The following is a 23,454-nucleotide window of genomic DNA, read 5'->3' as shown; positions in this document are numbered from 1 at the left end:
CGTCAGAAAGACGAGCCGGGCTGCTTCAGGAACTCGATCTCTTCGGGCGTGCTGGGACGGCCCAGGATGGCGTTGCGATGGGGGAAACGGCCGAAACGCTCGATCACCTCGAGATGGCGGCGGGCGTAGTCCAGCCCTTCGGGATCATCCTCCCAACGCTCGAACAGCGCCACCGACATCCGCTGGTTCGCCAGGCTCTCGCTATGCTCGAAGGGCAGGTAGAGGAATCGCCGCGCCTCCATCGGCAGGGTTTCGTCCCAGCCCTGGCTCACCGCGCGCTGCGCAAGGCGCAGGGCCAGGTCGTCGCCCTCGAAGGCGCGCGGCGTGGCGCGGTACATGTTGCGCGGAAACTGGTCGAGCAGCAGGATCAGCGCCAGCATGGTCTCCGGATGCTCTTCCCACTCCCCCAGTTGACCGGCGCGTGCCTTTTCGTAATCCTGCTCGAAACGCTGACGGATGGCTTCGTCGAAGGCCGCGTCCGGGGCGAACCAGCGAGGCTTGGTGCTGTCGTCGAACCAGAAATCCAGGATCTCGCGGGCCCGGGCTTTGCTCATCTCGTCCTCCTTCGCCATTGTTTCGACACATCGACCGGCATTATGCGATGCCAGCGACAGCGTGAGAATGCGGGATAAAGGAGAGGAAGCCGCGCATGAAAAAACTTCTCATAGCCGTGGCTGCCATCGCCCTGCTGGGTGGCGGCGCCGTCGTCGCCCTGCCCCTGCTGGTTCCCGCCGAGGCGATCCGCGACCGTGTCGCCGCCGAGATCGAACGCAGCACCGGGCGCCGCCTAGATGCGGGCGAAGTCTCCATCGCCGTCTTCCCCAACCTCGCTGTCGAGATCGCCGACCTGCGCCTGGCCGACGCGCCGGGCCGCAGCGGCGACATGGTGGCGCTCGACCGCCTGACCGTCTCGGTCAAGCTGCTGCCGCTGCTGTCCGGCCGCGTGGAGCTGGACAGCTTCATCCTTGACCGCCCGGTCGTCGCCCTCGCCACCGACCGCCAGGGCCGGGGCAATTGGGAATTCGGCGAAGGCACCGGCGGCAATGCGCAGCAAGGCGACGGCGGCGGGCTGGGACTGAAGGACCTGGCCCTGGGCGAGGTGCGCATCAACGACGGCACGATCACCTATCACGATGCCCAAAGCGGCCAGACGCAGGAAGTGCGGAATGTCTCGCTGACCGTCGAACTGGACAGCCTGGACCAGCCGCTGACGGCCAAGGGCAGCCTGACTTGGCGCGAGCGCAAGCTGTCGCTGAACCTGACCGCCCAGCAACCCCGCGCCTTGATCGAAGGCGGCGAGACTCCCCTGCGCCTGGCCCTGGATTCCGATCTGGTGAAGACCAGCCTGGACGGACGCCTGGTGCAGGGCGAGACGCCGCGCATCGACGGCAAGATCGACCTTTCCGTCCCCGCCCTGCCCGAACTGGCGGCCTGGGCCGGGCAGCCCCTGGACATGCCCGTGGAACTGGGCGGCGTGACGCTGAAAGGCAGCCTCGCCGCCTCGCCCGCCAGCATCGCCTTGTCCCAGACCAAGCTGACCCTGGACGAGGTCACCGCCGAGGGCGATATCGCCGTCGCCCTGAACGGCCCGCGCCCACGCCTGACCGGCACTCTGGCCCTCGGCCCGCTGATGCTCGACCGCTATCTGCCGCCGCCCGCCGAGGAAGCGGCTCCCTCCTCTTCCGCCGCCGCCGGATGGAGCGACGCGCCGCTGGACCTCTCCGCCCTGAAAACCGCCGATGCCGATCTGGGGCTCTCCGTCGCCTCCGTCCAGGTACGCGACATCAAGATCGGCGCCAGCACGGCCCGGCTGGTCCTGAACAACGGCAAGCTGGAAATCGACCTGACGGAAACCGCCCTCTATGACGGCAAGGGTAAGCTGCGCCTCGTCCTCGACGGTTCGGGCGCGGTGCCGGGCATTGAGGCGCAATGGGCGCTGACCGGGCTGAAGGCCCAGCCCTTCCTGACCGATGCCGCGGGCTTCCAGCGGCTGATCGGCATGGCGGCCACCGACGGCCGCATCCAGGGCCGGGGTAGCAGCGAACGCGAGATCGTCTCCTCCCTGAACGGGGAAGGCAGCCTCAGCTTCACCGACGGCGCCATCGCCGGCTTCAATCTGGCGGGCATGGTGCGCAACGTGCAGGCCGCCTTCATCGGCGCCTCCTTGTCCAACGAACCCCAGCAGACCGATTTCACCGAATTGACGGGGCGCTGGACGATGCAGAACGGCACCCTGCGCAACAACGACCTGTCGCTGCTCTCGCCCCTGCTGCGGGTGGGCGGTGAAGGCATCGTCAACCTGCCCCAGCGCCGGGTCGATTACCGCATCGAACCCAAGGCCGTGCCTTCGCTGGAGGGCCAGGGCGGACAGGCGGAACTGACCGGCCTGCTGGTTCCCGTGGTGGTGGACGGGCCGTGGGATGCCCTGTCCTTCCGCCCCGATCTAGGCGCGGTGGTCCGCGACCGGGTGGAACGCCGCCTGATCGGCGACCATCCCGCCGTGGACATCCTTCCCACGCCCACGACGCCCTCGCCATCGCCCTCGGGAAGCAATCCCCTGACCGATACCCTGCGCGGCATCCTGGGCGAGAAGAAGGGCGAGCCGGCGACGCCCACTCAGTAAATCAGGGCGGGCCCGAACAGGAGGGGATGCAGCCAGATCAGCAGGGCGTAGAGCGCTAGGCCGATCGCCACCGGCCACAGCATCCCCTCGCGGCCCAGACGATTGCGCCCGGCCAGGACCGCCGCGAAAGGCAGGTTCGACGTGACCGCCGCCAGCCTAGCGAAAGCCAGGGGATCGCGGCGGCGCAGCTTCCTGTCGATGGCGACCGTTCCGCCCAGGGCCAGGACCAGGATGCCGCCGAACAGAATCAGCGAGGCGGCATCCCCGTTGGCCAGCAGATGCAGCCCGGCCCACAGGCCCGTGCCCCACATCATGGGATGGCGGGTGACCGCGAAGATGCCCAGCCGGTTCGGGTCCAGCCCGTCCGTCCGGCCGGTGGTCGCGGTGGGATTGTCCCTGCGCAGCGATCCGGCGAACAGGACCAGCGCGACGGGCATGAAGGTCAGGGACAGATGCCGCGACCAGACGGCGGGCATCCAGAATTCCACATAGGGCGCCTGCCGGTAGGACAGGATCAGCCAGGCCAAAGCGGCCAGGGACAGCAGCGAGAAGACGCCAAGGAAGCCTTTCTCGCCCAGCCGCCCCGCCAGATATCCGCGCAAGGGCGTGCTGGACAGCAGGAAATGCCCGCCGGTGAAGGCGAGCGCGGCCAGGGAGAGTTCCGTCAGCGAGGCGGTGAACATTCCGGCATCCTACGCACCCGGCTTTGCCCCTTCCAGCGGTTTAACAGGCCGAATAGCGTCCCGGCTTGTGGTAGAAGGCCAGAACCAGGTTCAGGCAGATCACCGCCAGCACCGACAGCAGCACCTGACGCGGTTCCAGCAGCATGAAGGCCGCCGCGACCACGCAGCAATCGGCCACCATCAGCACCCGTCCGGCGCGCCAACCGAAGCGTTCCTGCAGATAGACCGCCGCCGTGGCGAAACCGCCCAATCCCGCATGGTGGCGGATCAGTGCCAGCATCCCCATGCCGCAGAGCAGGCCGCCCAGGACGGCGGCGAAATAGGGATTGACCTGGTCCAAGGTTACGAACAGGGGCAGAAGCATCACCTCGATGGACAGCATGGCCGTCGCGAGGATCGAGCGCAGCAGATAGGCCCGGCCGAAAACCAGATAGGCGAAAGTGAAGAAGGGAAGATTGAGAAGAAAGAAGATCAGGCCGAATTCAAGCCCGGCGCCGAAATGGGCCAGGAAGGCAAGTCCGGCGGTTCCCCCGATCCCCAGCCCCGAAGCCTTGAGGAAGGCGAGGCCCAACGCGATGAACAGGGTTCCCATCAGAAAGGCGAGAGCGTCCTCGAAGGGCGTGTGAGCAAGCGTAGGAGTGGATGCCATGCTTATCTCCTCTCCGGCGATGGAAGAGCACCTCTAGATAAGACAGCATTGTTGACCTATTCCTCCAGATCAAGAAGATTCTCCGGAATAGGCCTTTTTCCCCGCAGTCTCTCCGCTGCAAGTTCTCCGTGCATCATCCGTATGGAATGGGACCTGTCCTAATTGCTGACGGAGCCGATACCGCTCGCAATAAACCGTCACCCCCGCGAAAGCGGGGGTCCATGTTGAAGTGCATGGAGATGCGAGCCGCCAGAGAGGGATGAAGCGGCTCCATGGACTCCCGCTTGCGCGGGAGTGACGAGGAAAAGGGTTTGGGAAAAAGCTTTATCGGCAGGCCAAGGCTTGCTTCTACAGGCCCCGCAGGCTGCGCCAGGTCCGGGCGAGGCGTTGGCCTTCCGCGACATCCTGCTTGCTCAGGGTCTTCCTGAGGGCCTCCATCTCGGCGGCGGCCTCGCGGCTGCCGAAATGGCGGGCGAGATCCAGATACATGAAGGCCTGGCGGTTGTCCTGGGGCAAGCCGGTACCCGCCAGATGCAGGCGGCCCAGTTGCAGCAGGGACGGCGGATAGGCCTTGTCGGCGGCAAGGCGCAGATATTCGAGGGCACGCACGATATCCAGGCTGGCCTCGATCCCGCCCAGGTGATCCAGCCCCAATTGATGCCAGGCGGCGGGCAGTTCCTGTTCGGCCGCCAGCCGCAACCAGCGCGCCGCCTCGCGCGATGCGGGGGACAGGCCGGTGCCGTCCCGCAGCGCCAGGGCCAGCCAATAGCGGGCCTCGGCATCACCGGCTTCGGCCAGCGGCCGCAGCCAGCGCTGCGCATCGGCGGGATTGGCGGGCAGGCCGATGCCCTGGACCAGCAATTTCCCCAGCATCAACTGGGACGGCACGTCCCCCTGACGGGCGGCGGCCATGTACCAGCGGGCGGCTTCGGCCTCGTCCTTCCTCGCTCCCTTCTCGCCCCTCATCAGGCGCGCCGCGACCAGGCGCTGGGCCTCCAGGTCTCCGGCTTCGGCCCGCTTGCGGTGCCAGGTCATCGCCTCGGAAAGGTCGCGTTCCACCGGACGGCCGGTTTCATAGGCCTCGGCAAGGAATTTCACCGCCTCGGGATGTCCCTGCTCCCCGGCGTCGCGCAGCCATTTCATGCCCAGCGGCAGATTGACGCGGGTGCCCCGGCCGTTGAGCAGCATCAGGCCGAGTTGGTACTGCGCCTCGGCATTGCCGTCGCGGGCGGCGTCGTTGAATTCGCGGAAGGCAATGGCGAACTGCCCCTCCTCCAGCGCCTGACGCGCCGCCGCCATGTCGGCATGAGCGGGGGCGGCAAGGAAAAGCGACATCAGACTGGCTGCGACAGTCTTCTTGATCATAATCCTGATCGACCTTTCACAACAGGCATGGAAGAGCGAGAGCGGCGGCGATCCCCTGCCGCGCCTGATATCCTATATTCCGGCAGTGGTAAAGCGGGTGCTAATTCTTGGGCGCGCAGCGGTCGATAAAGCGGGCCAACTCGATGTCCCGGCGGCTCAACCCTCCCACATCATGAGTCGCGAGAGTAATTTCGACGCGATTGTAGACATTGAACCATTCCGGATGGTGGTCCATCTTCTCGGCCATCAGGGCGATGCGCGTCATGAAGCCGAAGGCGGCGTTGAAATCGGGGAAACGGAAAGCGCGGGTGATGGCATCGCGCCCCTCGACCATCCGCCAGTCCGGCAAGCCCGCCAGGGCCTCGGCGCGTTCGTCATCGGTCAGTTTTGCCATGCTGTTCCTCCTCTTCCCTTTGGCCCAGAAGGTGGGACGGCTTGGCGCCTTCATCAACCCGCTGTAAGGTTGCCGGATGAGACGCCATACTACCCCGCCGACCATCGCCGAGATGGAAGCCATCGCCGACGAGGCCTTTCACAGCATCCCCGAGGAACTGCGCCGCCATGTGGGCAACGTGGTGATCCAGGTGGAAGACTTCCCCACCGAGGAGGTCGGGCGCGAGATGGGGCTGGAAAGCCCGTTCGACCTGCTGGGCCTGTATCAGGGCGTGTCGCTGGACCGCAAGAGCCTGCTCGATCCCGGCGGCCATATGGACATGATCTTCCTCTACCGCCGCCCCATCCTGGATTACTGGTGCGAGTCCGAGGAAGACCTCACCCATGTGGTCCGCCATGTGCTGATCCATGAGATCGGCCATCACTTCGGCCTGTCCGACGAGGACATGGACGCGATCGAGAACCAGGACTGATCCGACGAAGAACAAGAAGAACACGAGGAAACCGCCGCGAATGCCCATCGCCCCCCTGCCTGCCGAAGCCCTGTACCGACGCTGCGACGAAAGTCTGCTCCCCTTCGAGACCACTGCCGAACTTCCCGACCTGAGCGAGCCCTTCGGCCAGGACCGCGCCGTCGAGGCCATCCGCTTCGGCATCGGCATCCGGGCGCATGGCTTCAACCTGTTCGCGCTGGGCCCGGAAGGCACCGGCAAGAGCAGCATGATCCGCCAGTACCTGACCGCCGCCGCCACGGACCAGAACGCGCCGGACGACTGGGTCTACGTCAACAATTTCGACAAGCCGCACAAGCCCTGGGCCCTGCGCCTGCCGCCCGGCTGCGGCCCCGAACTGAAGAAGGGCATGGAGACGCTGGTCGAGGATCTGGGCCTGGCCCTGCCGGCGGTCTTCGAGAGCGAGGAATACCGCACCCGCAAGCAGGTCATCGAGGCGCAGTTCAAGGAATATTCCGACAACGCCTTCGCCACCGTCCAGGCCCAGGCGGCCGAGCATTCCATCGCCCTGCTGCGCACCCCGGTGGGCTTCGCCCTCGCCCCCATGCGCGGCGAGGAGGTCTTGAGCCCCGAGGATTTCCAGAAACTGCCCGAGGACGAGCAGAAGACCTTCCGCGAACATATCGCCCGCCTGCAGGAGCAGCTGGAACAGGCCCTGAAAGCTCTGCCCCAGCACGAACGGGAAAGCCGCGAGAAGCTACGCCGGCTCGACCAGGAAACGGCCCAGGGCAGCGTGGACCGGCTGATGGAAAACCTGCGCCGCCGCTGGCAGGACCACGAGGGCGTGAGCCGCTATCTCGATGCCGTGCGCGACGACGTGATCGAGCATGTGGGCGACTTCCTTGATCCCGATGGCGGCGAGGAACGCCATCCCAACGGCCCGGTGCCGCGCAAGCTGTCCCAGCATCCCGCCTTCCGCCGCTATCAGGTCAACCTGCTGGTGACCAACGGCCATCACAAAGGGGCACCGGTGGTGTTCGAGGACAATCCCACCATGCCCAGCCTGGTGGGACGGGCCGAGCATATCGCCCAGTTCGGCGCCCTGCTGACCGACTTCACCCTGATCAAGGGCGGCAGCCTGCACCGCGCCAATGGCGGCTATCTGGTGATCGAGGCCCACAAGCTGCTGATGCAGCCCTTCGCCTGGGAGGCGCTGAAGCGCGCCCTGCGCGGCGGGCGGATCACCATCGAGGGGCCGGGCGAGAATATGGGCCTGCTATCCACCGTGTCGCTGGAGCCGGAGCCGATCCCGCTGGACGTCAAGGTGGTGCTGACCGGCGAGCCCATGCTCTATTACACGCTCAGCCATTACGATCCGGAATTCTCCGAACTCTTCAAGGTGGCCGCCGATTTCGATTGGCGCACCGAACGCACCGAGGCGGCCATCCAAGCCTATGCCCGCCTTGCCGGCACCCTGTCCCGCCAGGAAAAGCTGCGCCCGCTCCATCGTGGCGCGGTGGCGCGCATCATCGAACATGCCTCGCGCCTGGCCGAGGACGTCGAGAAGCTCTCCACCCACATGGCCAGCCTGGGCGACCTGGTGCGCGAGGCCGATTACTGGGCCGGGCAGGAAGGTGCGGACATCGTCGAGCGCCGCCATATCCAGAAGGCCATCGACGCCCATAGCTTCCGCTCCGACCGCGTGCGCTCGCACATACTCGAGGAAATCCATCGCGGCACGGTGCTGATCGACACCTCGGGTGAAGTCTGCGGCCAGATCAACGGCCTAGCGGTGATGGAACTGGGCCGTTTCTCCTTCGGCCATCCCAGCCGCATCACCTGCCGCGTCCATCCCGGCAAGGGCGAGGTGCTGGATATCGAGCGAGAAGTCGAGATGGGCGGGCCGCTGCACAGCAAGGGGGTGATGATCCTGTCCGCCTTCCTGGCCTCGCGCTTCGCCCTCAAGGGGCCGCTGTCGCTGTCGGCCAGCCTGGTCTTCGAGCAATCCTACGGCGGCATCGACGGCGACAGTGCCTCCTCGACCGAACTGTACGCCCTGCTCTCGGCCCTGTCCGAACTGCCGATCCGCCAGAACCTCGCCGTCACCGGATCGGTCAACCAGTTCGGCCAGGTCCAGGCCATCGGCGGCGTGAACGAGAAGATCGAGGGCTTCTTCGACGTCTGCAAGGCGCGCGGCCTGGACGGCAGCCACGGCGTGCTGATCCCCGCCTCCAACGTCAAACATCTGATGCTGCGCACTGACGTGGCCGAGGCCTGCGCCCAGGGCCTGTTCCACATCTATCCGGTCGAGACCATCGACCAGGGCATCGAGCTTCTGACCGGCGTCGAGGCGGGCCTAGCCGACGAGAAAGGCGACTTCCCCCTGGGCAGCGTCAACCGCCGCGTGGCCGCCCGGCTGAACGCCTTCACCCGCATCCTGATGGCCAATGCCCCCGGCGAGGAAAGACGGGATCGTTCGTCATGACCACGCCGCCGTCCAGCGACCTGCCGCACGCCTTTCACCGCATCGTGGTGGCCGTCGACGCCTCGCCGCTCAGCCTCATGGCGCTGGAGGCCTCGGCGGCGCTGGCGCAGCGGTCGCATGCCGAACTGACCGCGCTTTTCATCGAGGACGTGAACCTGCTGCGCCTCGCCTCCTATCCCGAGGCCTACAGCTACAGCCTCACCACCGCCCAGCGCCGCAGCCTGGAAGCCGACGTGGTGGCCCAGGCGATGAAGCTGCAACAGGCTGCCGCCCGCCGCGCCCTCGACGATGCCGCCCGTCGCTTCGGCCTGACCGCCCGTTTCGAGGCCCGGCGCGGCCTGATTGCACCCGAGATGATCCAGGCCTCCGCCGCCTGCGACCTGCTGGTCGCCGGATGGAGCGGCCGCCCCGGCCTGCCGCTGGGGCGCAGGGCCCGCCTGGGCACCGTCGCCCGTGCCCTGTTGGGCAAGGCCGCCGCTCCCGTCTTCCTGCTGCGCCATTCCCTGCGCAGCCACGACCCGGTGCTGGTCGCCTATGACGGCAGCGCCGCCGCCCGCCGCGCCCTCGACCTCGCCGCCGCCCTGGCCGCGCAAAGCGACGGCGACCTGGAAATCCTGATCCCGGCGGCAGACCCGGCCTCGGCCGACGAACTGGAACACCAGGCCCGCGCCATCCTGGCCGCCCTCGGCTTGCCCGCCACCAGCCAGCGCTTCACCGCCACCGACCTCGCCGCGCCCTGCCGCCGCTACGACCATTCCCTGCTGGTCGCCCCGCTCGACCTGCTGCCTCCGGCGGAGGATTTGCCGTGCTCGGTGGTGGCGGTGCGGTAGGATTTCTTGAGCGCTGCCCAGCGTTCTGCGGGATGGTATAAGGGTAGAAACAGGCGGAGAGGATATCGAAGAAGACACAGATGAACACAGATAAACACAGATGGGCATTGGAGCCAGAGGAGCCTTTTATTTCTTGACCTCCTCCCTTCTCTCGCGAAAAACCAGGAAATATCCCCCCTTCCATCTGTGTTTATCTGTGTCCTCTAACAGGCTGCGGAAAAGTCAGCTCTGTCTGCACGGAATCGCCACTCCCGCGAAAGCGGAAAGGACGGAGGAAATCCAAAAGGATCAAACCTTTGCGGGTTTGGGCGGCACCCGGTCTTACTCTTCCCGCAACCGCTGCACCTGCCGGGCCAGGTCCTGCCAGGGCCGGATATCGAAATAGCGCCGCGCCCGGCCCGAGGGCGACGGCACCACGTAAAGCGGGATACCGTCCAGGGTTTCGGCTTGCAGGCCATAGGGCATGCTGCGGTGGCCGAGATAATTGGCGGCGGCGAATTTGCTGTCGAAGGCGATCAGCTTGGGGCGGTAGCGCCGCATCTTCTCGGCAAAGCCCGCCGCATCGAAGGCCGATAGGCTGAGTTCGGAATCCGCGCCCCATTCGGTCTTGTTCAGGTCGGTCAGGCCGATGCCGTAATCCAGCACACGGGGGTAGTCCTGCGGGACCAGTTGCCTGGGCGTCAGGCCGACCTCGAACAGGGTCCTCCAGAAGATGTTGCCGGGATGTGCGTAATAGGCCTTGGCCTGTTCCGAGACGCGGCTGGGCGCGGTGCCGCACAGGACGAGGTGCAATCCCTCCGCCAGGACGTCGGGCAGGATCATCTTATATCCGCCACCATACGCCGCAATTCCGGCAAGACCTCTTCCTCGAACCACGGATTCTTCTTCAGCCAGAAAGTCGTTCGCCAGCTGGGATGGGGCAGCGGCAGGTAATCGGGCAGGTAGTCGCGCCAGGCCGCCACCGTCTCGGTCATGCTGCGCTTCGCCCGCTTGCCCAGGTAGTAATTCTGCGCATAGGAGCCGACCAGCAGGATCAGGCGCAGGTCGGGCAGGAAGGGCCGCAGGCGGGGATGCCAGAGCGGCGCGCATTCCGGACGCGGCGGCAGGTCGCCGCCCTTGGGATGGCGGCCGGGATAGCACAGCCCGGCGGGAATGATAGCGATGCGCGAGGAATCGTAGAATTCCTCGCGGTCCATCCCCAGCCATTGCCGCAGACGGTTGCCCGAGGGATCGTTCCAGGGAATGCCGGTCTCATGCACCGCCGTCCCCGGCGCCTGGCCGACGATCAGCAGGCGGGCAGTGGATTCGACCCGCAGGGTCGGACGCGGCCCCAGTGGCAGATGCGCCTCGCACAGGCGGCAGGCGCGGATTTCGGCAAGCAAGCGGTCCAAGGGCAGGTTCACTCGACCCACAGCCCCCGCTGGCGGTGCCAGTCCTCGATGGAATCGACGGGATAGAGATCGAAGGTCTCGTCCTCCGGCCCGATCTGGGGCTCGACCCAGCTTGCCTTGTAGCGCAGCATCAGATGCACCTTGTCGGGCGGCACCGGCAGGTCGGTGTCGATGGCCGAGGCGAAGGGAAAGACCCAGTCCGGCCATTCCGGATCGAACAGCCAGAGCGCGCTGCCGCATTGGACGCAGAAATGGCGCTGGCCGCTGCTGGTATGGCATTGGCCACTTTCGTCCCGGATCTCGGCCCGGTAGACGCGCAGGGAATCCCGTCCCCGCAGCACGGTCAGGGACTTGGCATCGCCCATGATGTTGATGGCATAACCGCCGCCGCCGTCGGTCTTGCGGCAGATCGAACAATAGCAGCGCTGATAGGGATGGGGCGTATGGCTGTCCACGGCGAATTTGACGGCCCCGCAGCGGCAGGAGCCTTGCAGTTTCATGGGCATGACGGCATCTCCCTGATTTCCGACAGACGCTTTGGCGCCTTCCCTGTCGATATCAAGCGGCGGCGTCACGCCTGCAAGGGGTCCTGGGCCGGATCGAAAGCGACGGGAACGGGCCGGACCGGCGGAATCGCCGCGGCATGCCAGCGGCGCAGCAGCCCCACATCCACCCATTCCGCACCATGGCTCTCGCCCGAGAAGATGGTGAAGGGGCGGCCCGGTTCTCCCAGATCGCTGATGACCGCCTGCGCACCGGTGAAGTCCTCGTGGCTGCTCCACGCGCTGCGCGTCACCACCGTCGGCACGCCCGCCCCCAGTGCGGCCAGCATGCCCTTGCGGGAATCCTCGATGGCGATGCAGGCTTCCGGCGGCAGGCCCAGCCGTTCCAGGGCCGTCTCATAGATGTCGGGATGGGGCTTCTTGCGCTCGACCTGATCGCCCGCGACGATCACCTCGAACCAGTCCGCCGCCTGGCGCCCGATGGCATGGCGCAGCAAGGCGGTGACATTGACCGGATAGGTGGTGGTGGCGATTGCCAGCCGCACCCCCTTCGAGCGCGCCTCCGTCAGCAGGCGCAGCACGCCCGGCCGCAGGGCCAGGCCCTGATGCGCCAGGTTGCGCAGATAGCGCGCCGTCTTGTCGCGGTGCATCTGCGTGATCAGGCGGTCGGTATATTCGTATTGCAGCATCGAAGGATGATGCCGGGACAGGAAAAGGCGCAGCCTTTCCTTTCCGCCCGCCACGTCGAGCAGCGTGCGATAGAGCGGCAGATCCCAATGCCAGCCGGTGTTGTATTCCTTGAAGACGGCATTGAAGGCTTGGCGATGCGCCTCCTCGGTCTCGGCTATGGTGCCGTCTACATCGAAGATGATTGCCTTCAGTGTCATGGATCCCATCATCCTGCCCTGCCCGCCCGGGTGGGACGAGATATACCCGATTACCCTAATCCTCGTATTTGAGCCAATGTTTTTCGTGTATATTGCGTCTCTTGATCGGAGAGGCGGTTGCGCCATATCCACTGGGTTTGCCAAGAACGAAGTTGGGAGAGGGTTCGAGATGAAGAGAAGCAAGGCTGTCGCGCTGACCACCATGGCTGCCAGCGTGTTCGTGCTGACCGCCTGCCAGGATGACAGTGTCGAAGCTGCGGTCTACCGCTCCGTGGACCACTGCATCTCGGACGGCGCCTTCACCCTCGAATATTGCGAAAGCAATTTCGCCCAGGCCGCCGCCCGTCACGAGGAAGTGGCGCCGAAATTCACCAGCCGCGAGCAATGCGAAGCCGAATTCGGCGTCGGCCAGTGCGAAGCCGGTGGCGAACAGGTCGCCCAGGGCGGCGGAGGCGGCTTCTTCATGCCCATGATGATGGGCTATCTGATGGGCAGCATGATGAATCGCGGCGCCGCGACCCAGCCCCTCTATCCGGCCCAGGGCGGCGGCATGCAGACCGCCGAGCGGACCAGCGTCGGCAACAATACCGGCATCACCAACGTGCCGCGCACCGCCACCGCCGCGCCCACCGTCAAGACCTCGACCGTCTCGCGCGGGGGCTTCGGCTCGACGGCGACCAGCACGTCCCAACGGTCCGGCAGCATGAGCTACGGCGGCTAGGTCATCATGAAGCGTATTCCCGTCGCCGAACGCCCCAATTGGCGCGCCCAGGCCGAAGCCCTGGGCTTCTCCTTCCATTCCGTCGGCGGACAGACCTATTGGGACGAAAGCGCCTATTACCAGTTCACCCTGCGCCAGATCGAGGATGATCTGGAAGCCCCGACCGCCGAACTGGAGCAGATGTGCTTCGCCGTGGTCGAGCGTGCGCTTGGCGACAACGCCCTTCTTTCGAAACTGGGCATCCCCGCCCATTTCCACGACTATCTGCGCGCCAGTTGGGGCCGCCAGGAAAAGAACCTCTACGGCCGCATGGACTTCGCCTATGACGGCACCGGCCCGGCCAAGCTGCTGGAATACAACGCCGATACCCCGACCTCGCTCTATGAAAGCGCCACCTTCCAGTGGATCTGGCTGGAGCAGGCCATGGAGAAGCGGCTGATCCCGCATGGCTGCGACCAGTACAATTCCATCCACGAGCATCTGGTCGATGCGTTGAGCCGCTTCGGCATCGACGGCCCCCTGCACGTGACCTGCGCGCGCAATTCCAGCGAGGACCGCGCCACCGTCGCCTATCTGGCCGATTGCGCCGAACAGGCCGGGCTGGAAGCGCCCTTCCTCTATATCGACGAGATCGGCGTCGATCCCATCGGCCGCTTCACCGATGTCGACGACACCGTCATCACCCATCTGTTCAAGCTCTATCCCTGGGAATGGATCATGGGCGAGGAATTCGCCCAGCATGTGCCCGATAGCGGCGTGACCTTCATCGAACCTGCCTGGAAGCTGATCCTCTCCAGCAAGGGCCTGCTGCCCCTGCTGTGGGAAATGTTCGAGGGCCATCCCAACCTGCTGCCCGCCTATTTCGAGGATGACCCGGCCGCCTCCTCCTTGGGCGGCTCCTACGCCCGCAAGCCGCTGTTCTCGCGCGAGGGCGCCAATGTCGAGCTGATCCGTCCCGGCAGCGAAACCGTCACCGCCCCCGGCCCCTATGGCGCGGAAGGCTATATCCGCCAGGCCCTGCATCCCCTGCCGGAATTCGACGGCAACCACACCGTCATCGGTTCCTGGACCGTCGCCAGCCAGCCCTGCGGCATCGGCATCCGCGAGGATTCCGGTCCGATCACGCGCGACACCTCGCGCTTCCTTCCCCATGTGATCCTGGACTGACTCACTTTCGGAGGGGGCTCGCCGCCGCAGGGATGAGCCCCCTGGAGATCCTTCCGGAGAAGGCTATATGCCTTCCATCCCCAAGGAGGAATGGAATGATCGGTTTGCTGCGTGCTGGTTTCATCATGCGGAAGATGGTTCGGCTCTGGCCCATGGCCACCGAGATTCTGGCCGCCGTCTATGCTGCCCGTGACCCGCGCACGCCCATGCGGGCGAAAGCCATCCTGCTGGCCGCCCTGGCCTATCTGTTCATGCCCATCGACATCATCCCCGATGTCCTGCTCGGCTTCGGCTGGCTCGACGACATCGCGGTGCTGCTCGCCGCCCTGAAGATGGCCGGCCCGCACATCACCGAGGAACACCGCGCGAAAGCCCAGGCCGGGCTGGGCCGGATGCCCTTCTCGCGGGGGCGGGCGCAGGCGTAACATTGTCGGGTACAGGCGATGGTCCGCTCACCCTTCGAGACGGCTGCTTTGCAGCCTCCTCAGGGTGAGGCTAATTTCTTTATATTCCTGAATAAGATAGACCTCATGCTGAGGAGCCCCGCAGGGGCGTCTCGAAGCATGGGCAAGCGCTCGCCTCTCCCCGAGGTCCAGGAGGCCAAGCCTCCTGGCGGGTTTGGGCAGAGCCCAAGTAATTCCCTCCCTTACTCCCCGACCAGACGGTAGCAGGGGCGATATTCGTCCCTGTTGATCTTCATGCGGCCCTGCTCGACGAAGGTGCGCAGCAGCTCGTCCAGGTCGTCCATCAAGGCGCGGGGGGCGCGGATCTCGTAGGGACCGTGCTCGTCGATCTCCTTGATGCCTTCCGCCTTCACATTTCCCGCCACCAGGGCCGAGAACATGCGCCGCAGATTGGCCGCCAGCATGTGCTTGGGCTGATCCATCGACAGGTCCAGCTTCGACACGTTCTCGTGGGTGGGCGCGAAGGGATGCTGGAAGGCGGTGTCGATATGCAGCAGCCCGTTGAAATGCGGGTGGTCGTCATTGGCCCGGCGGAATTCCTCGACCACCTGGATGCCGCGCTTCATGCGCCGCGCCACCTCGGCGGGATTGCCGATGACGATCTCGTATTTCTCGCAGACCTCCTGGCCCAGCGTCCTGGCGATGAAGCGGTGGATCAGGTCGAAATAATTGCGGTACTTCTCCTCGGCCGTGAAGATCAGCGGGAAGGGAATCTCGCTGTTCTCCGGGTGCATCAGGATACCCAGCAGATAGAGGATCTCCTCGGCCGTGCCGACGCCGCCGGGATAGACGATGATGCCGTGGCCGCGCCGCACGAAGCCTTCCAGGCGCTTTTCGATATCGGGGAAGATCACCAGCGAATTGACCGAGGGATTGGGACTCTCGGCGGTGATGATGCCGGGCTCGGTCAGGCCCAGATACATGCCGTTGCCGACGCGCTGCTTCAGATGGCCCAAGGCGGCGCCCTTCATCGGCCCCTTCATGGCGCCCGGCCCGCAGCCGGTGCCGATATCGCAGCCGCGCAGGCCGAGATGATAGCCGACCATCTTGGAATATTCGTATTCCTCGCGCGTGATGGAATGGCCGCCCCAATTGACCACCATGGCCGGCGGGCGGTTGACGTCGATCAGGTTGGCGTTGCGGAAGATCGCAAAGACGGCATCGGTGATGCCCTGGCTGCTTTCCAGGTCATAGGCGGCGGTGCGCTGGACTTCCGAACGGAAGAAGACGATGTCGCGCAGCACGCTGAACAGATGCTCCTCGGTGCCCTGGTTCAGCTCGCCGTCGACGAAGACGTTTTCGTTGTAGGGAACATTGTGCAGCTCCAGCGACACCCCGCGCGAGGTGACCAGGATTCCGACGTCGAACTCCGTATAGCGCTCGAGGATCTTCTTGCTGTCGTCCATGGCCAGGCCGGTATTCAGCACGGCGATGCAGCACTGGCGGAAAAGCTCATGGACACCGTTATGACCGGCCTCTTGCAGGCTGGCGACCTCGGCGCGGGTCAGCGTGCGGAGGATGCCGCGCTTCGGCTCGACAAGGATGCGCTTTTTGTCAGACATGCGGCTTCTCCTCTAAGTCTCAGGGCGTACGGCCCAACCTGGCCTCACGGCGCAGGATATAGAAAGTCGAGGCGACGATGATAGCGGCCCCCACCGCCGTCCAGATACCGGGCATTTCGCTGAACGCCCAGTAACCGATGACCCCGGCGAACAGCAGCTGGAAATAATCGAGCGGCGTGACCAGCGTGGCCTCGCCCACGCGATAGGCCCGCACCGCAAGATACTGGCCGGCACTGCCCAGGGCGCCGATCAGGACCAGCAGCGCCAGCTGCCCGCCGGTCGGCGTCTGCCAAACCATGGCCGCCGGTATGGCCGAAACGACCGTCGCCGCGACGGTGAACCAGAACAGCATCGTCGCCGGCCGTTCCGTCTCCGTCATCTTCTTCACCATGGCCAGCGCCCCGGCCATGGCGAAGGCCGACAGCACCGCCCACAAGGCCGCCGGGCCCAGGCCCATCCCCGACCAGGGCTGCAAAATGACCAGCATGCCGATGAAGCCCACCAGCGTCGCCGCCCAGCGCCGCCAGCGCACCACCTCACCCAGGAACAGCACCGCCAGAACGATCATGAACAGCGGCTTGGTGAACAGGATGGCCGTCACCGCCGCCAGCGGCAATTGGGTAAAAGCATAGAAGCTGGTGATCATCGCGGTCACCCCCAGCACCGCCCGCAGCAGGTGGAGATGGGGCTTCTTGGTCTTCACCATGCCGATACCGCCCCGCATGGCGAAGGGCGCCACCAGAAGCAGGCCGAACAGCGCCCGGAAAAAGGCGATCTCGAAGGCATGCATCTCCTGCCCCAGCCCCTTGATCAGGCCGTTCATCGAGGCGAAGGAGGCTGCCGCGGCCAGCATCCACAAGGCCCCGCGCATGTTGCCGGACAGGGCGGCCAAGCCGCCGAGGGCGGTATTCGCGGGCTTTTCTGGAGGAACGGGAGCTTCGGTCTGCTGTGGCATCATGGAGAGAAGTATCTGTGTGCAGCGCACCTGGAAGGCAATGGCTTCCCTGCCCATCGGAGGAAGCTTGGCGCGCATATTAGGACAGAAGTACTGTGGATCAGCCGGACGGGGATGTCCAGCCACCATACCCTTGCGCTATCCTGTTGAAATCATCCCACCGACTTAGGCGCAGAAACCATCCAAAAGAAAGGGATATCCATATTCTCCCTGCCTTCTGCCCTTACGCCATAATGCCCTTGGACCTTGTTCTCCCGCAGCGCTATATTGAGACAATCCTTCACTGAAGATCCGCAATCATGCGCCGTTTGTTTCTGGCTAGTCTTGGCGTCGTCCTGGCGCTGTCCGCCCCCGCCTTCGCCTTCCAGCAGCAAGAAGGCAGCGGCGAGACGCGCCTGACCCGCGGCCAGACCGATCTGCGTTTCGATCTTTATGAAGGCCAGGGTGTCACGGCGGGCCTGCGCCTGCTGCCCGGCAACATCCAGCAACAGGAGGGTCCGGAAAGACGCGGCGCTTCTTCGCTGCGCATGGGCGGCTATGCCGAATATTCCCTGGACTCCTGGCGCTTCGATGTCGGCCTGGCGCCCGATCACATCAGCGGCACCGCCGCCGATCTGGGCGCTTCGTGGTCTGCCCCCCTCGCCCAGACCGGCGCGACCTATACCCTGCGCGTCGGCGCCGCCTATGGCGCGGGCAGCCTGTCCGACAGCTGGTTCGATGCCGACCAAACCTCGCTGACCCGCGAGGGCGACGTGAATCTCTCGGTCACCCTGTCGCGGCCGATCACCTCCAGCCTATCCGTCTCGGGCAGCGCCGCCGCCCGCCGCACCCTGCCCCTCGACGAAAGGGGCGAGGGCGAAAACCAGGTCCGCTTCGGCGCCGGGCTAGGCTGGCGCTTCTGATGGATGCGAACTGGATCCGCATCCTTGCAGGCTACAATGCCTGGGCCAATCACCGCCTCTACGGCGCCTGCGGCCAGTTGCCCGAACCGGCACTGACGCAAAGCCGCCCATCCTTCTTCGGCACGATCCTCGGCACGCTGAACCATGTTCTGGTCGGCGACAGGATATGGCTGGCGCGCATCGAGGGCCGGGAGGAGTCCATTCCCTCCCTCGACCATATCCTGCATCAGGACTTCGCCGAATTGTTCCAGGCCCGCAAGGAATTCGACGCCCGGATCATCGCGACGGTGGCGGAGTTCGACGATGCCCGGCTGGCCGCGCCGCTGATCTATCGCAACATGGCCGGCGAGGAACATCACATTCCCCTCGGCCATGTCCTGGGCCATGTCTTCAACCACCAGACCCATCATCGCGGCCAGGTGCATGACATGCTGTCCCATACCCAGGTCTCGCCGCCCTCGCTGGACCTGATCCGTTACCTGCGCGAGGCCTGACCCATCTTGGCCCTTGGTTCCCGCCAAGCGAGGCTGTAAGAGAGCGGAAGGTTCCCCCCTACCGCCTGGGTCCGATGAATTACCGCCATATCTATCACGCCGGAAACTTCGCCGATGTCTTCAAGCATGGCGTCCTGGCGCTGATCCTCGAACATCTCAAGCGCAAGGACACGCCCTTCCGCGTCTATGACACCCATGCCGGAATCGGGCGCTACGACCTGTCCGCCGTGCAGGCCAACAAGACCGGCGAATACCGCGACGGTATCCTGCGCCTGATGGAAGGGGAACCGATCCCGGAACTGGCGCCCTATCTGGCCGCCGTGGCGGCCGAGAACCCGCAGGGCGGCATCGGCATCTATCCCGGTTCGCCTCGCGTCGCGCGCCATCTGCTGCGCCCCCAGGACAAGCTGGTGCTGGTCGAATTGCATCCCGAGGATTGCGGTACGCTCAAGCGCCTGTTCGGGCGCGATGCCCAGACGGCGGTCCATCACATGGACGCCTATACGGCGCTGAAAGCCCTGCTGCCCCCACCGGAACGGCGGGGCCTGGTGCTGATCGACCCGCCCTTCGAGGTCCGCGACGAGTTCGACCGCATCCTGAAAGGCGTCGCCGAAGCCTTGCGGCGCTGGAAGACCGGCATCTACGCCATCTGGTATCCCATCAAGGGCCGCGAGCCGGTGGACCGTTTCCTCGATCGGCTGGGCGCCCTCGCCGACAAGGCCTTCACGGCGGAAATGCTGATCCACGGCAATGACGACCCAACGCGCCTGAACGGCTGCGGCATCGCCGTGCTGAACCCGCCCTGGCAGCTGGACGAGGTGCTGCAAGGCGTCCTGCCGCAGATCCTCGACCGGCTGGACGCCCCGGAGGGACGGTGGCGGCTGGACTGGATCAGCACGGAAAGCGCCTAGAGAGTTTCGCCCTTCAATGCGCAGCCCGCCCCATGCTTCGAAACGCCGCCAGGGCATCACGCTCTAACAGGCTGCGGAAAAGTCGGCTCTGTCTACACCGCATCGTCACCCCCGCGCAGGCGGGGGCCCATGTGGGGGCTTGTGAAGATGCGAACCGCTCAATACGGATGCCGCGGCAGCATGGATTCCCGCTTTCGCGGGAATGACGAGGAAAACAGGAGCTTTTCCGCAGCCTGCTAAACACCCGGATCGCTGCGTTCGATGAATTGGCGCAGGGGCTTGGGCAGGCGGTGACCGATGACGTTCAGGCTGCGCGAGAAGAACGGCATGCGGCGGCGGAGGGCCGGAATGGCCCGGCGGGACGTCTTGGAGCCGCGGGCCAGGAAATAGAGGCCCAGCACAATCAGGAGCAATCCGATCGGGACGGGCGTGGGAATCGTGGCGACTCCCGCCACCACCAAGGTAGAGCCGGAACTCAGCAGGACGACCCGCTTCGAGCGGACGGCGATCACCCTGCGGCGGCGGCGCGCGCGGGCCCCGCTTGCGGCTCTTTCAGTTTGCAAGCCTGACCTTTCCTTTCGTCGGCCGGTTTCATAAGCTCCGGCCTTTTTCCTCCGGCGAGGGACGCGCCGACCACCATAGCGCCAGTGGCCCCAGCAGCGCCACTATTCCGACCGAGGCGAAGGCCCAGCCCCAAGAGGCGACATCCTCCTGCCCGCCCGCCAAATCGAGGACGGCGCCGAAGGCCAGCGGCCCCAGGAAGGCGGCGGCGAAGCCCAGCAGGGAATGCACCGCCATGGTGGCCCCCTGCCGCCCCGGCTCGGCCACCTGCACCGCCCCCGTGGTCAGGGCCGCCGAATCCACCTGGATCAGGACGCCCAACAGCAAGGCCAGCCCCACCGCCCAGGCATAGGGCAGTTGCGCGGTCAGGCCCAGCACCAGCGACAGCAGGGCCGAGGCAATCATGGCGGCGGCGATGACCTTGCGGCGGTTGAAGCGGGAAGCCAGATCGGCCCCGATGATGCTGGACGCCATCGCCAGCAGCGCCGACAGCGTGGCGGCCGTGGTCGGCGCCATGCCGCCGCCTTCATCCTGCCAGACCAGGACGAAGGCGAGGAAGGCGACGACCCAGGAGCGATAGGCGAAAAGCTCCCACATATGAGTGGTGTAGCCCAGCACGTAGCCCATGGCCGGACGGTTGCGCAGCACCGGGCGGAAATCCAGCAAGGCCGCCGGCTGCTCGGGCTTGCGCGGGACCTTGACCGGCAGGGACCAAGCCAGCGCCGCCCCGATCACGGCGGCGATGCACGAGAACAGGAAGGCCGCGCGCCAGCTCAGCAATTCCGCGAGGCCGCCGATGACCAGGAAGGACAGGCTGGTCCCCAGGCTGAAGCTGGCGGTGTAATAGGAAATCCAGCGGGCCTGCTTCTCCTTCCCCACCTGTTCGGGACTGACCCGGTCCACCAGCGCCTTCAGCCCCGGCATATAGGTCCCCGCCAGCCCCACGCCGCCCAGGGCACGGAACAGCAGCGCCGTCCAGAATCCTTCCGCCCACAAGGCGAAGGCCAGCGCCGAAAAGGCCGCGACCAGCGCGCCCAGGATATAGATGCGCCGCGCATCCAGCCGGTCGGTCAGGCTCATCAGCAGCGGCACCGCCAGGGCATAGCCGCCGAAATAGATGCCGCTGATCCAGCCCGCCTCGGTATTGCTTAGCCCCCATTCGGCGATGAAGGTCGGCAGCAGGGCGGGAAAGGCGAAAACGCCGACCATGGTCAGCACTTCGGCAAAGCACAGGGACAGGACGACGCGGCGAGGAGAGAAGGAGGAAGACAAGGCGGCAGGACCCGGCAGAAACAGACAGTGGCCTTACCACGATTTGCCCTCCCCCGCCAGATCGCGGGGGCGGGCATAGGCCACTTTCCATAGGGCGGATTGCACCCTCAGCGCTGGCCGTTGAAATCGTCGATCAGTTGGGCGATGCGGGCGCTGTCGGATTGGTCCATCACCACGCGGGCACGCCGTGTCGCGGCCAGCAGGTCGAGGGAACGGATGCGCTGCTTGACGCGGGGAATGGAATGGGCAGCCATGGACAGGTCGCGGATGCCCAGGCCCAGCAGCAAGGCCGTGAAGCGCGGATCGCCCGCGATCTCGCCGCAGAGCGAGACCGGGATGCGGGCCCGCAGGGCGGCCTCGGTGGCGAACTGGATCAGCCGCAGCACCGCCGGGTGCAGCGGATCGTAGAGATGGGCCACGGCCTCGTCGGCACGGTCGATGGCCAGGGTATACTGGGTCAGGTCGTTGGTGCCGATGGCGAAGAAATCGGCATAGAGCGCCAGGGAATCGGCGGCCAGGGCGGCGCCGGGCACCTCGATCATCACCCCCAGCGGCGGCAGCGGGTCCGATATCCTGACGCCCTGGCGGGTCAGGCGGCGCACCACACGGTCCAACAAGCTGCGCACATAGCGGATTTCGTGAACCGTGGCGACCATGGGCAGCAGGATGCGCACCGGGCCATGGGCGCCCGCCCGCAGGATGGCCGAGAGCTGGATTTCCAGCAGTTCCGGGCGGCTGAGCGACAGGCGGATGGCGCGTAGGCCCAGCGCCGGATTGGCGCCCGGCGCGATGCCCAAGGCGGGGGCCATCTTGTCGGAACCGGCATCCAGCGTGCGGATGGTGATGGAGCGTCCTTCCAGGCGCTCGACCACATCGCGCAGGATGGCGTATTGCTCCTCCTCGTCGGGCACCGTGTCGCGGTTCATGAACATGAACTCGCTACGCAGCAGCCCCACCCCCTCGGCGCCGGACATGAGGATCGCCTCGACCTCGCTGGGCAGTTCCATATTGGCCTGAAGCGAGACACGGGCGCCGTCACGGGTGATGGCGGGCAGCGAGCGCAGCCGCGTCAGGGTGCGGCGCTGGCGCAGGAAATTGGCACGAAGCTGGCGATAGAGGGCCAGCGTCTCCGGGCGCGGGCGCAGGATGACCTTGCCCGCCATGCCGTCGATGACCGCCAGGTCGCCGTGCCGGGCCCCGCGGATCAGGCCGCCGACGCTGATCACCGCCGGCAGCCCCAGCGAGCGGGCCATGATGGCGGTATGGCTCTGCGCCCCGCCCAGCACGGTGGCGAAACCGGCGACCTGGGCGGGATCGAGCAAGGCGGTATCGGCCGGGGTCAGTTCCTCGGCCAGGATGATCGAAGAACGCGGCAGCAGCGAGAAAGGCTGATAGGGCGTCTTGGTCAGATGGCGCAGCAGGCGCCGCCCGACCTCGCGGATATCCTGGGCGCGGGCGGCCAGATACTCGTCCTCCATGGCCTCGAAGCCCTGGACGATCTCGTTGATCTGCTGCTGGACGGCCGCCTCGGCATTGATGCGCTCCTCGCGGATATGCCGCTCGACCCCGCGCACCAGCCGCGATCCCTTGAGCATCTGCTGATAGGCATCCAGCAGATAGCCCAGTTCCTCGCCCGCCGCCGTCGGCAGAGCCTCGGCCTTGCGCTGCAGCTTGGCGATCTGGCGGGCGGCCATCTCGGTGGCATGGTGGAAACGCTTGCATTCCGCTTCCACGCGACCGGCGGCGATGCGGTATTCCGGCACGACGACGGCACCGGCATCATGCAGGTGAACGGTACCGATGGCGATGCCGGGACCGACGCCCAAGCCGTCGTAAACGACTTCCTCGGCCTCCTGTCCCTGATGCCTTGTGTCTCCGCCCGATGTCTCAGTCTTCATCAAACTTGCCGTCGATCAACGCCACCAGCGCCACCAGCGCCTCGGCCGCCTGCGGCCCCTGGGCCCGCAATTCGATCGTACAGCCGGGTCCGGCGGCCAGCATCATCAAGCCCATGATGGACAGGCCCGACACTTCGGTGCCCTTCTTCGCCACCGTCACCTGGGCGTTGAACTGCCCGGCCAGCTTGACGAATTTGGCGGCGGCGCGGGCGTGCAGGCCGCGACGGTTGGTGATGGTGGCGTTGCGACGCTGTTCCTCGCCCGGCGTGGCGGCGGTTTGGTCCAT

Annotated in this window: 25 protein-coding genes; 10 read left to right on the top strand and 15 right to left on the bottom strand. The window is 65.9% G+C overall.

The features are described from left to right. Positions 1–2: 2 nt before the first annotated feature. A complete protein-coding gene (locus tag EPD66_RS12595) occupies positions 3–554 on the bottom strand; it encodes a DUF924 family protein (RefSeq protein WP_221930973.1) in 552 nt (183 codons plus the stop codon). A 95-nt stretch (positions 555–649) separates the two neighbouring features. Here EPD66_RS12595 and EPD66_RS12590 point away from each other — a divergent pair, with 95 nt between their 5' ends. Continuing rightward, complete coding sequence (locus EPD66_RS12590; protein ID WP_142848868.1) at positions 650–2,623, top strand: AsmA family protein; 1,974 nt, start codon at positions 650–652, stop codon at positions 2,621–2,623. Here the strand turns inward: EPD66_RS12590 and EPD66_RS12585 are convergent. The 4 genes from EPD66_RS12585 to EPD66_RS12570 form a co-directional block, all read right to left on the bottom strand. Beyond that, complete coding sequence (locus EPD66_RS12585) at positions 2,617–3,306, bottom strand: NnrU family protein (RefSeq protein WP_142848867.1); 690 nt, start codon at positions 3,304–3,306, stop codon at positions 2,617–2,619. The two genes, EPD66_RS12590 and EPD66_RS12585, sit on opposite strands and share 7 nt — an antisense overlap. A gap of 40 nt (positions 3,307–3,346) precedes the next feature. Further along, the gene (locus EPD66_RS12580) at positions 3,347–3,955 is read right to left on the bottom strand and encodes a YitT family protein (RefSeq protein ID WP_142848866.1); all 609 of its coding nucleotides are present in this window, start codon (positions 3,953–3,955) and stop codon (positions 3,347–3,349) included. Between the two features lie 348 nt (positions 3,956–4,303). Next, positions 4,304–5,320, bottom strand: a complete 1,017-nt coding sequence (locus EPD66_RS12575; RefSeq protein WP_142848865.1) for a tetratricopeptide repeat protein — start codon at positions 5,318–5,320, stop codon at positions 4,304–4,306. A gap of 100 nt (positions 5,321–5,420) precedes the next feature. Further along, a complete protein-coding gene (locus EPD66_RS12570; protein WP_142848864.1) occupies positions 5,421–5,768 on the bottom strand; it encodes a 4a-hydroxytetrahydrobiopterin dehydratase in 348 nt (115 codons plus the stop codon). 22 nt (positions 5,769–5,790) lie between these two features. Here EPD66_RS12570 and EPD66_RS12565 point away from each other — a divergent pair, with 22 nt between their 5' ends. Genes EPD66_RS12565 through EPD66_RS12555 form a run of 3 tightly spaced genes read left to right on the top strand, consistent with a single transcriptional unit; the run spans position 5,791 to position 9,480 of the window. Then, positions 5,791–6,186: a metallopeptidase family protein gene (locus tag EPD66_RS12565; protein WP_142848863.1), complete on the top strand. Its 396-nt coding sequence runs from the start codon at positions 5,791–5,793 to the stop codon at positions 6,184–6,186. A 40-nt stretch (positions 6,187–6,226) separates the two neighbouring features. Further along, positions 6,227–8,650, top strand: coding sequence for a Lon protease family protein (locus EPD66_RS12560; protein WP_142848862.1), 2,424 nt, complete (start codon positions 6,227–6,229; stop codon positions 8,648–8,650). Beyond that, on the top strand, positions 8,647–9,480 hold the full coding sequence (locus EPD66_RS12555) for a universal stress protein (RefSeq protein WP_142848861.1): 834 nt from the start codon (positions 8,647–8,649) through the stop codon (positions 9,478–9,480). Before EPD66_RS12560 ends, EPD66_RS12555 begins: the two co-directional genes overlap by 4 nt. Before the next feature lie 321 nt (positions 9,481–9,801). Here EPD66_RS12555 and EPD66_RS12550 read toward each other — a convergent pair whose 3' ends face one another. The 4 genes from EPD66_RS12550 to EPD66_RS12535 all read right to left on the bottom strand — a co-directional run bounded on the left by EPD66_RS12550 (position 9,802) and on the right by EPD66_RS12535 (position 12,261). Continuing rightward, positions 9,802–10,302: a mismatch-specific DNA-glycosylase gene (locus EPD66_RS12550; protein WP_142848860.1), complete on the bottom strand. Its 501-nt coding sequence runs from the start codon at positions 10,300–10,302 to the stop codon at positions 9,802–9,804. After that, positions 10,299–10,883: a uracil-DNA glycosylase family protein gene (locus EPD66_RS12545; protein WP_142848859.1), complete on the bottom strand. Its 585-nt coding sequence runs from the start codon at positions 10,881–10,883 to the stop codon at positions 10,299–10,301. Before EPD66_RS12545 ends, EPD66_RS12550 begins: the two co-directional genes overlap by 4 nt. Continuing rightward, complete coding sequence (locus tag EPD66_RS12540; RefSeq protein WP_142848858.1) at positions 10,880–11,377, bottom strand: GFA family protein; 498 nt, start codon at positions 11,375–11,377, stop codon at positions 10,880–10,882. Before EPD66_RS12540 ends, EPD66_RS12545 begins: the two co-directional genes overlap by 4 nt. A gap of 65 nt (positions 11,378–11,442) precedes the next feature. Further along, positions 11,443–12,261, bottom strand: a complete 819-nt coding sequence (locus EPD66_RS12535; RefSeq protein WP_142848857.1) for an HAD-IA family hydrolase — start codon at positions 12,259–12,261, stop codon at positions 11,443–11,445. A gap of 169 nt (positions 12,262–12,430) precedes the next feature. Between EPD66_RS12535 and EPD66_RS12530 the strand changes: the two genes are divergently transcribed. The 3 genes from EPD66_RS12530 to EPD66_RS12520 all read left to right on the top strand — a co-directional run bounded on the left by EPD66_RS12530 (position 12,431) and on the right by EPD66_RS12520 (position 14,574). Further along, positions 12,431–12,982: a DUF1190 domain-containing protein gene (locus EPD66_RS12530; protein ID WP_185961397.1), complete on the top strand. Its 552-nt coding sequence runs from the start codon at positions 12,431–12,433 to the stop codon at positions 12,980–12,982. A 6-nt stretch (positions 12,983–12,988) separates the two neighbouring features. Further along, complete coding sequence (locus tag EPD66_RS12525) at positions 12,989–14,149, top strand: glutathionylspermidine synthase family protein (RefSeq protein ID WP_142848855.1); 1,161 nt, start codon at positions 12,989–12,991, stop codon at positions 14,147–14,149. A gap of 95 nt (positions 14,150–14,244) precedes the next feature. After that, positions 14,245–14,574 carry a YkvA family protein gene (locus EPD66_RS12520; RefSeq protein WP_221930972.1) on the top strand — a complete coding sequence of 110 codons (330 nt, stop codon included), beginning with the start codon at positions 14,245–14,247 and terminating at the stop codon, positions 14,572–14,574. A gap of 221 nt (positions 14,575–14,795) precedes the next feature. Here EPD66_RS12520 and ppnN read toward each other — a convergent pair whose 3' ends face one another. Next, the gene (ppnN, locus tag EPD66_RS12515) at positions 14,796–16,175 is read right to left on the bottom strand and encodes a nucleotide 5'-monophosphate nucleosidase PpnN (protein WP_142848853.1); all 1,380 of its coding nucleotides are present in this window, start codon (positions 16,173–16,175) and stop codon (positions 14,796–14,798) included. A 19-nt stretch (positions 16,176–16,194) separates the two neighbouring features. After that, positions 16,195–17,133 (bottom strand): DMT family transporter, encoded by a 939-nt coding sequence (locus EPD66_RS12510; protein WP_185961396.1) that lies wholly within the window; start codon positions 17,131–17,133, stop codon positions 16,195–16,197. 296 nt (positions 17,134–17,429) lie between these two features. On the opposite strand from EPD66_RS12510, the gene EPD66_RS12505 reads away from it, so the two are divergent. The 3 genes from EPD66_RS12505 to EPD66_RS12495 all read left to right on the top strand — a co-directional run bounded on the left by EPD66_RS12505 (position 17,430) and on the right by EPD66_RS12495 (position 19,437). Beyond that, a complete protein-coding gene (locus EPD66_RS12505; RefSeq protein ID WP_142848851.1) occupies positions 17,430–18,032 on the top strand; it encodes a MipA/OmpV family protein in 603 nt (200 codons plus the stop codon). Continuing rightward, positions 18,032–18,526 (top strand): DinB family protein, encoded by a 495-nt coding sequence (locus EPD66_RS12500; RefSeq protein WP_142848850.1) that lies wholly within the window; start codon positions 18,032–18,034, stop codon positions 18,524–18,526. The genes EPD66_RS12505 and EPD66_RS12500 overlap by 1 nt, the downstream gene beginning before the upstream one ends. Before the next feature lie 74 nt (positions 18,527–18,600). After that, entirely contained in the window at positions 18,601–19,437 is an 837-nt protein-coding gene (locus tag EPD66_RS12495; RefSeq protein WP_142848849.1) for a 23S rRNA (adenine(2030)-N(6))-methyltransferase RlmJ, read from the top strand. A 236-nt stretch (positions 19,438–19,673) separates the two neighbouring features. Here EPD66_RS12495 and EPD66_RS12490 read toward each other — a convergent pair whose 3' ends face one another. The 4 genes from EPD66_RS12490 to EPD66_RS12475 form a co-directional block, all read right to left on the bottom strand. Continuing rightward, entirely contained in the window at positions 19,674–20,000 is a 327-nt protein-coding gene (locus tag EPD66_RS12490; RefSeq protein ID WP_142848848.1) for a PGPGW domain-containing protein, read from the bottom strand. 28 nt (positions 20,001–20,028) lie between these two features. After that, the gene (locus EPD66_RS12485; protein ID WP_255448466.1) at positions 20,029–21,270 is read right to left on the bottom strand and encodes a nitrate/nitrite transporter; all 1,242 of its coding nucleotides are present in this window, start codon (positions 21,268–21,270) and stop codon (positions 20,029–20,031) included. Positions 21,271–21,377: 107 nt separating this feature from the next. Continuing rightward, positions 21,378–23,168, bottom strand: a complete 1,791-nt coding sequence (gene ptsP, locus EPD66_RS12480) for a phosphoenolpyruvate--protein phosphotransferase (RefSeq protein WP_142848847.1) — start codon at positions 23,166–23,168, stop codon at positions 21,378–21,380. Further along, a complete protein-coding gene (locus EPD66_RS12475; protein ID WP_142848846.1) occupies positions 23,158–23,454 on the bottom strand; it encodes an HPr family phosphocarrier protein in 297 nt (98 codons plus the stop codon). Before EPD66_RS12475 ends, ptsP begins: the two co-directional genes overlap by 11 nt.

The organism is Telmatospirillum sp. J64-1 (genome assembly GCF_006980715.1).
GTDB classification, from domain to species: domain Bacteria; phylum Pseudomonadota; class Alphaproteobacteria; order Rhodospirillales; family Magnetospirillaceae; genus Oleiliquidispirillum; species Oleiliquidispirillum nitrogeniifigens.
Note: the sequence above shows the minus strand (reverse complement) of the source record. Positions and strands in the feature narration are given on the sequence as shown.

Bases quoted from the DNA above. Each gene is read 5' to 3' on its own strand.
- EPD66_RS12595 (WP_221930973.1), bottom strand. From the start codon at position 554: ATGAGCAAAGCCCGGGCCCGCGAGATCCTGGATTTCTGGTTCGACGAC.
- EPD66_RS12590 (WP_142848868.1), top strand. From the start codon at position 650: ATGAAAAAACTTCTCATAGCCGTGGCTGCCATCGCCCTGCTGGGTGGC.
- EPD66_RS12585 (WP_142848867.1), bottom strand. From the start codon at position 3,306: ATGTTCACCGCCTCGCTGACGGAACTCTCCCTGGCCGCGCTCGCCTTC.
- EPD66_RS12580 (WP_142848866.1), bottom strand. From the start codon at position 3,955: ATGGCATCCACTCCTACGCTTGCTCACACGCCCTTCGAGGACGCTCTC.
- EPD66_RS12575 (WP_142848865.1), bottom strand. From the start codon at position 5,320: ATGATCAAGAAGACTGTCGCAGCCAGTCTGATGTCGCTTTTCCTTGCC.
- EPD66_RS12570 (WP_142848864.1), bottom strand. From the start codon at position 5,768: ATGAAGGCGCCAAGCCGTCCCACCTTCTGGGCCAAAGGGAAGAGGAGG.
- EPD66_RS12565 (WP_142848863.1), top strand. From the start codon at position 5,791: ATGAGACGCCATACTACCCCGCCGACCATCGCCGAGATGGAAGCCATC.
- EPD66_RS12560 (WP_142848862.1), top strand. From the start codon at position 6,227: ATGCCCATCGCCCCCCTGCCTGCCGAAGCCCTGTACCGACGCTGCGAC.
- EPD66_RS12555 (WP_142848861.1), top strand. From the start codon at position 8,647: ATGACCACGCCGCCGTCCAGCGACCTGCCGCACGCCTTTCACCGCATC.
- EPD66_RS12550 (WP_142848860.1), bottom strand. From the start codon at position 10,302: ATGATCCTGCCCGACGTCCTGGCGGAGGGATTGCACCTCGTCCTGTGC.
- EPD66_RS12540 (WP_142848858.1), bottom strand. From the start codon at position 11,377: ATGCCCATGAAACTGCAAGGCTCCTGCCGCTGCGGGGCCGTCAAATTC.
- EPD66_RS12535 (WP_142848857.1), bottom strand. From the start codon at position 12,261: ATGACACTGAAGGCAATCATCTTCGATGTAGACGGCACCATAGCCGAG.
- EPD66_RS12530 (WP_185961397.1), top strand. From the start codon at position 12,431: ATGAAGAGAAGCAAGGCTGTCGCGCTGACCACCATGGCTGCCAGCGTG.
- EPD66_RS12525 (WP_142848855.1), top strand. From the start codon at position 12,989: ATGAAGCGTATTCCCGTCGCCGAACGCCCCAATTGGCGCGCCCAGGCC.
- EPD66_RS12520 (WP_221930972.1), top strand. From the start codon at position 14,245: ATGATCGGTTTGCTGCGTGCTGGTTTCATCATGCGGAAGATGGTTCGG.
- ppnN (WP_142848853.1), bottom strand. From the start codon at position 16,175: ATGTCTGACAAAAAGCGCATCCTTGTCGAGCCGAAGCGCGGCATCCTC.
- EPD66_RS12510 (WP_185961396.1), bottom strand. From the start codon at position 17,133: ATGATGCCACAGCAGACCGAAGCTCCCGTTCCTCCAGAAAAGCCCGCG.
- EPD66_RS12505 (WP_142848851.1), top strand. From the start codon at position 17,430: ATGCGCCGTTTGTTTCTGGCTAGTCTTGGCGTCGTCCTGGCGCTGTCC.
- EPD66_RS12500 (WP_142848850.1), top strand. From the start codon at position 18,032: ATGGATGCGAACTGGATCCGCATCCTTGCAGGCTACAATGCCTGGGCC.
- EPD66_RS12495 (WP_142848849.1), top strand. From the start codon at position 18,601: ATGAATTACCGCCATATCTATCACGCCGGAAACTTCGCCGATGTCTTC.
- ptsP (WP_142848847.1), bottom strand. From the start codon at position 23,168: ATGAAGACTGAGACATCGGGCGGAGACACAAGGCATCAGGGACAGGAG.
- EPD66_RS12475 (WP_142848846.1), bottom strand. From the start codon at position 23,454: ATGGACCAAACCGCCGCCACGCCGGGCGAGGAACAGCGTCGCAACGCC.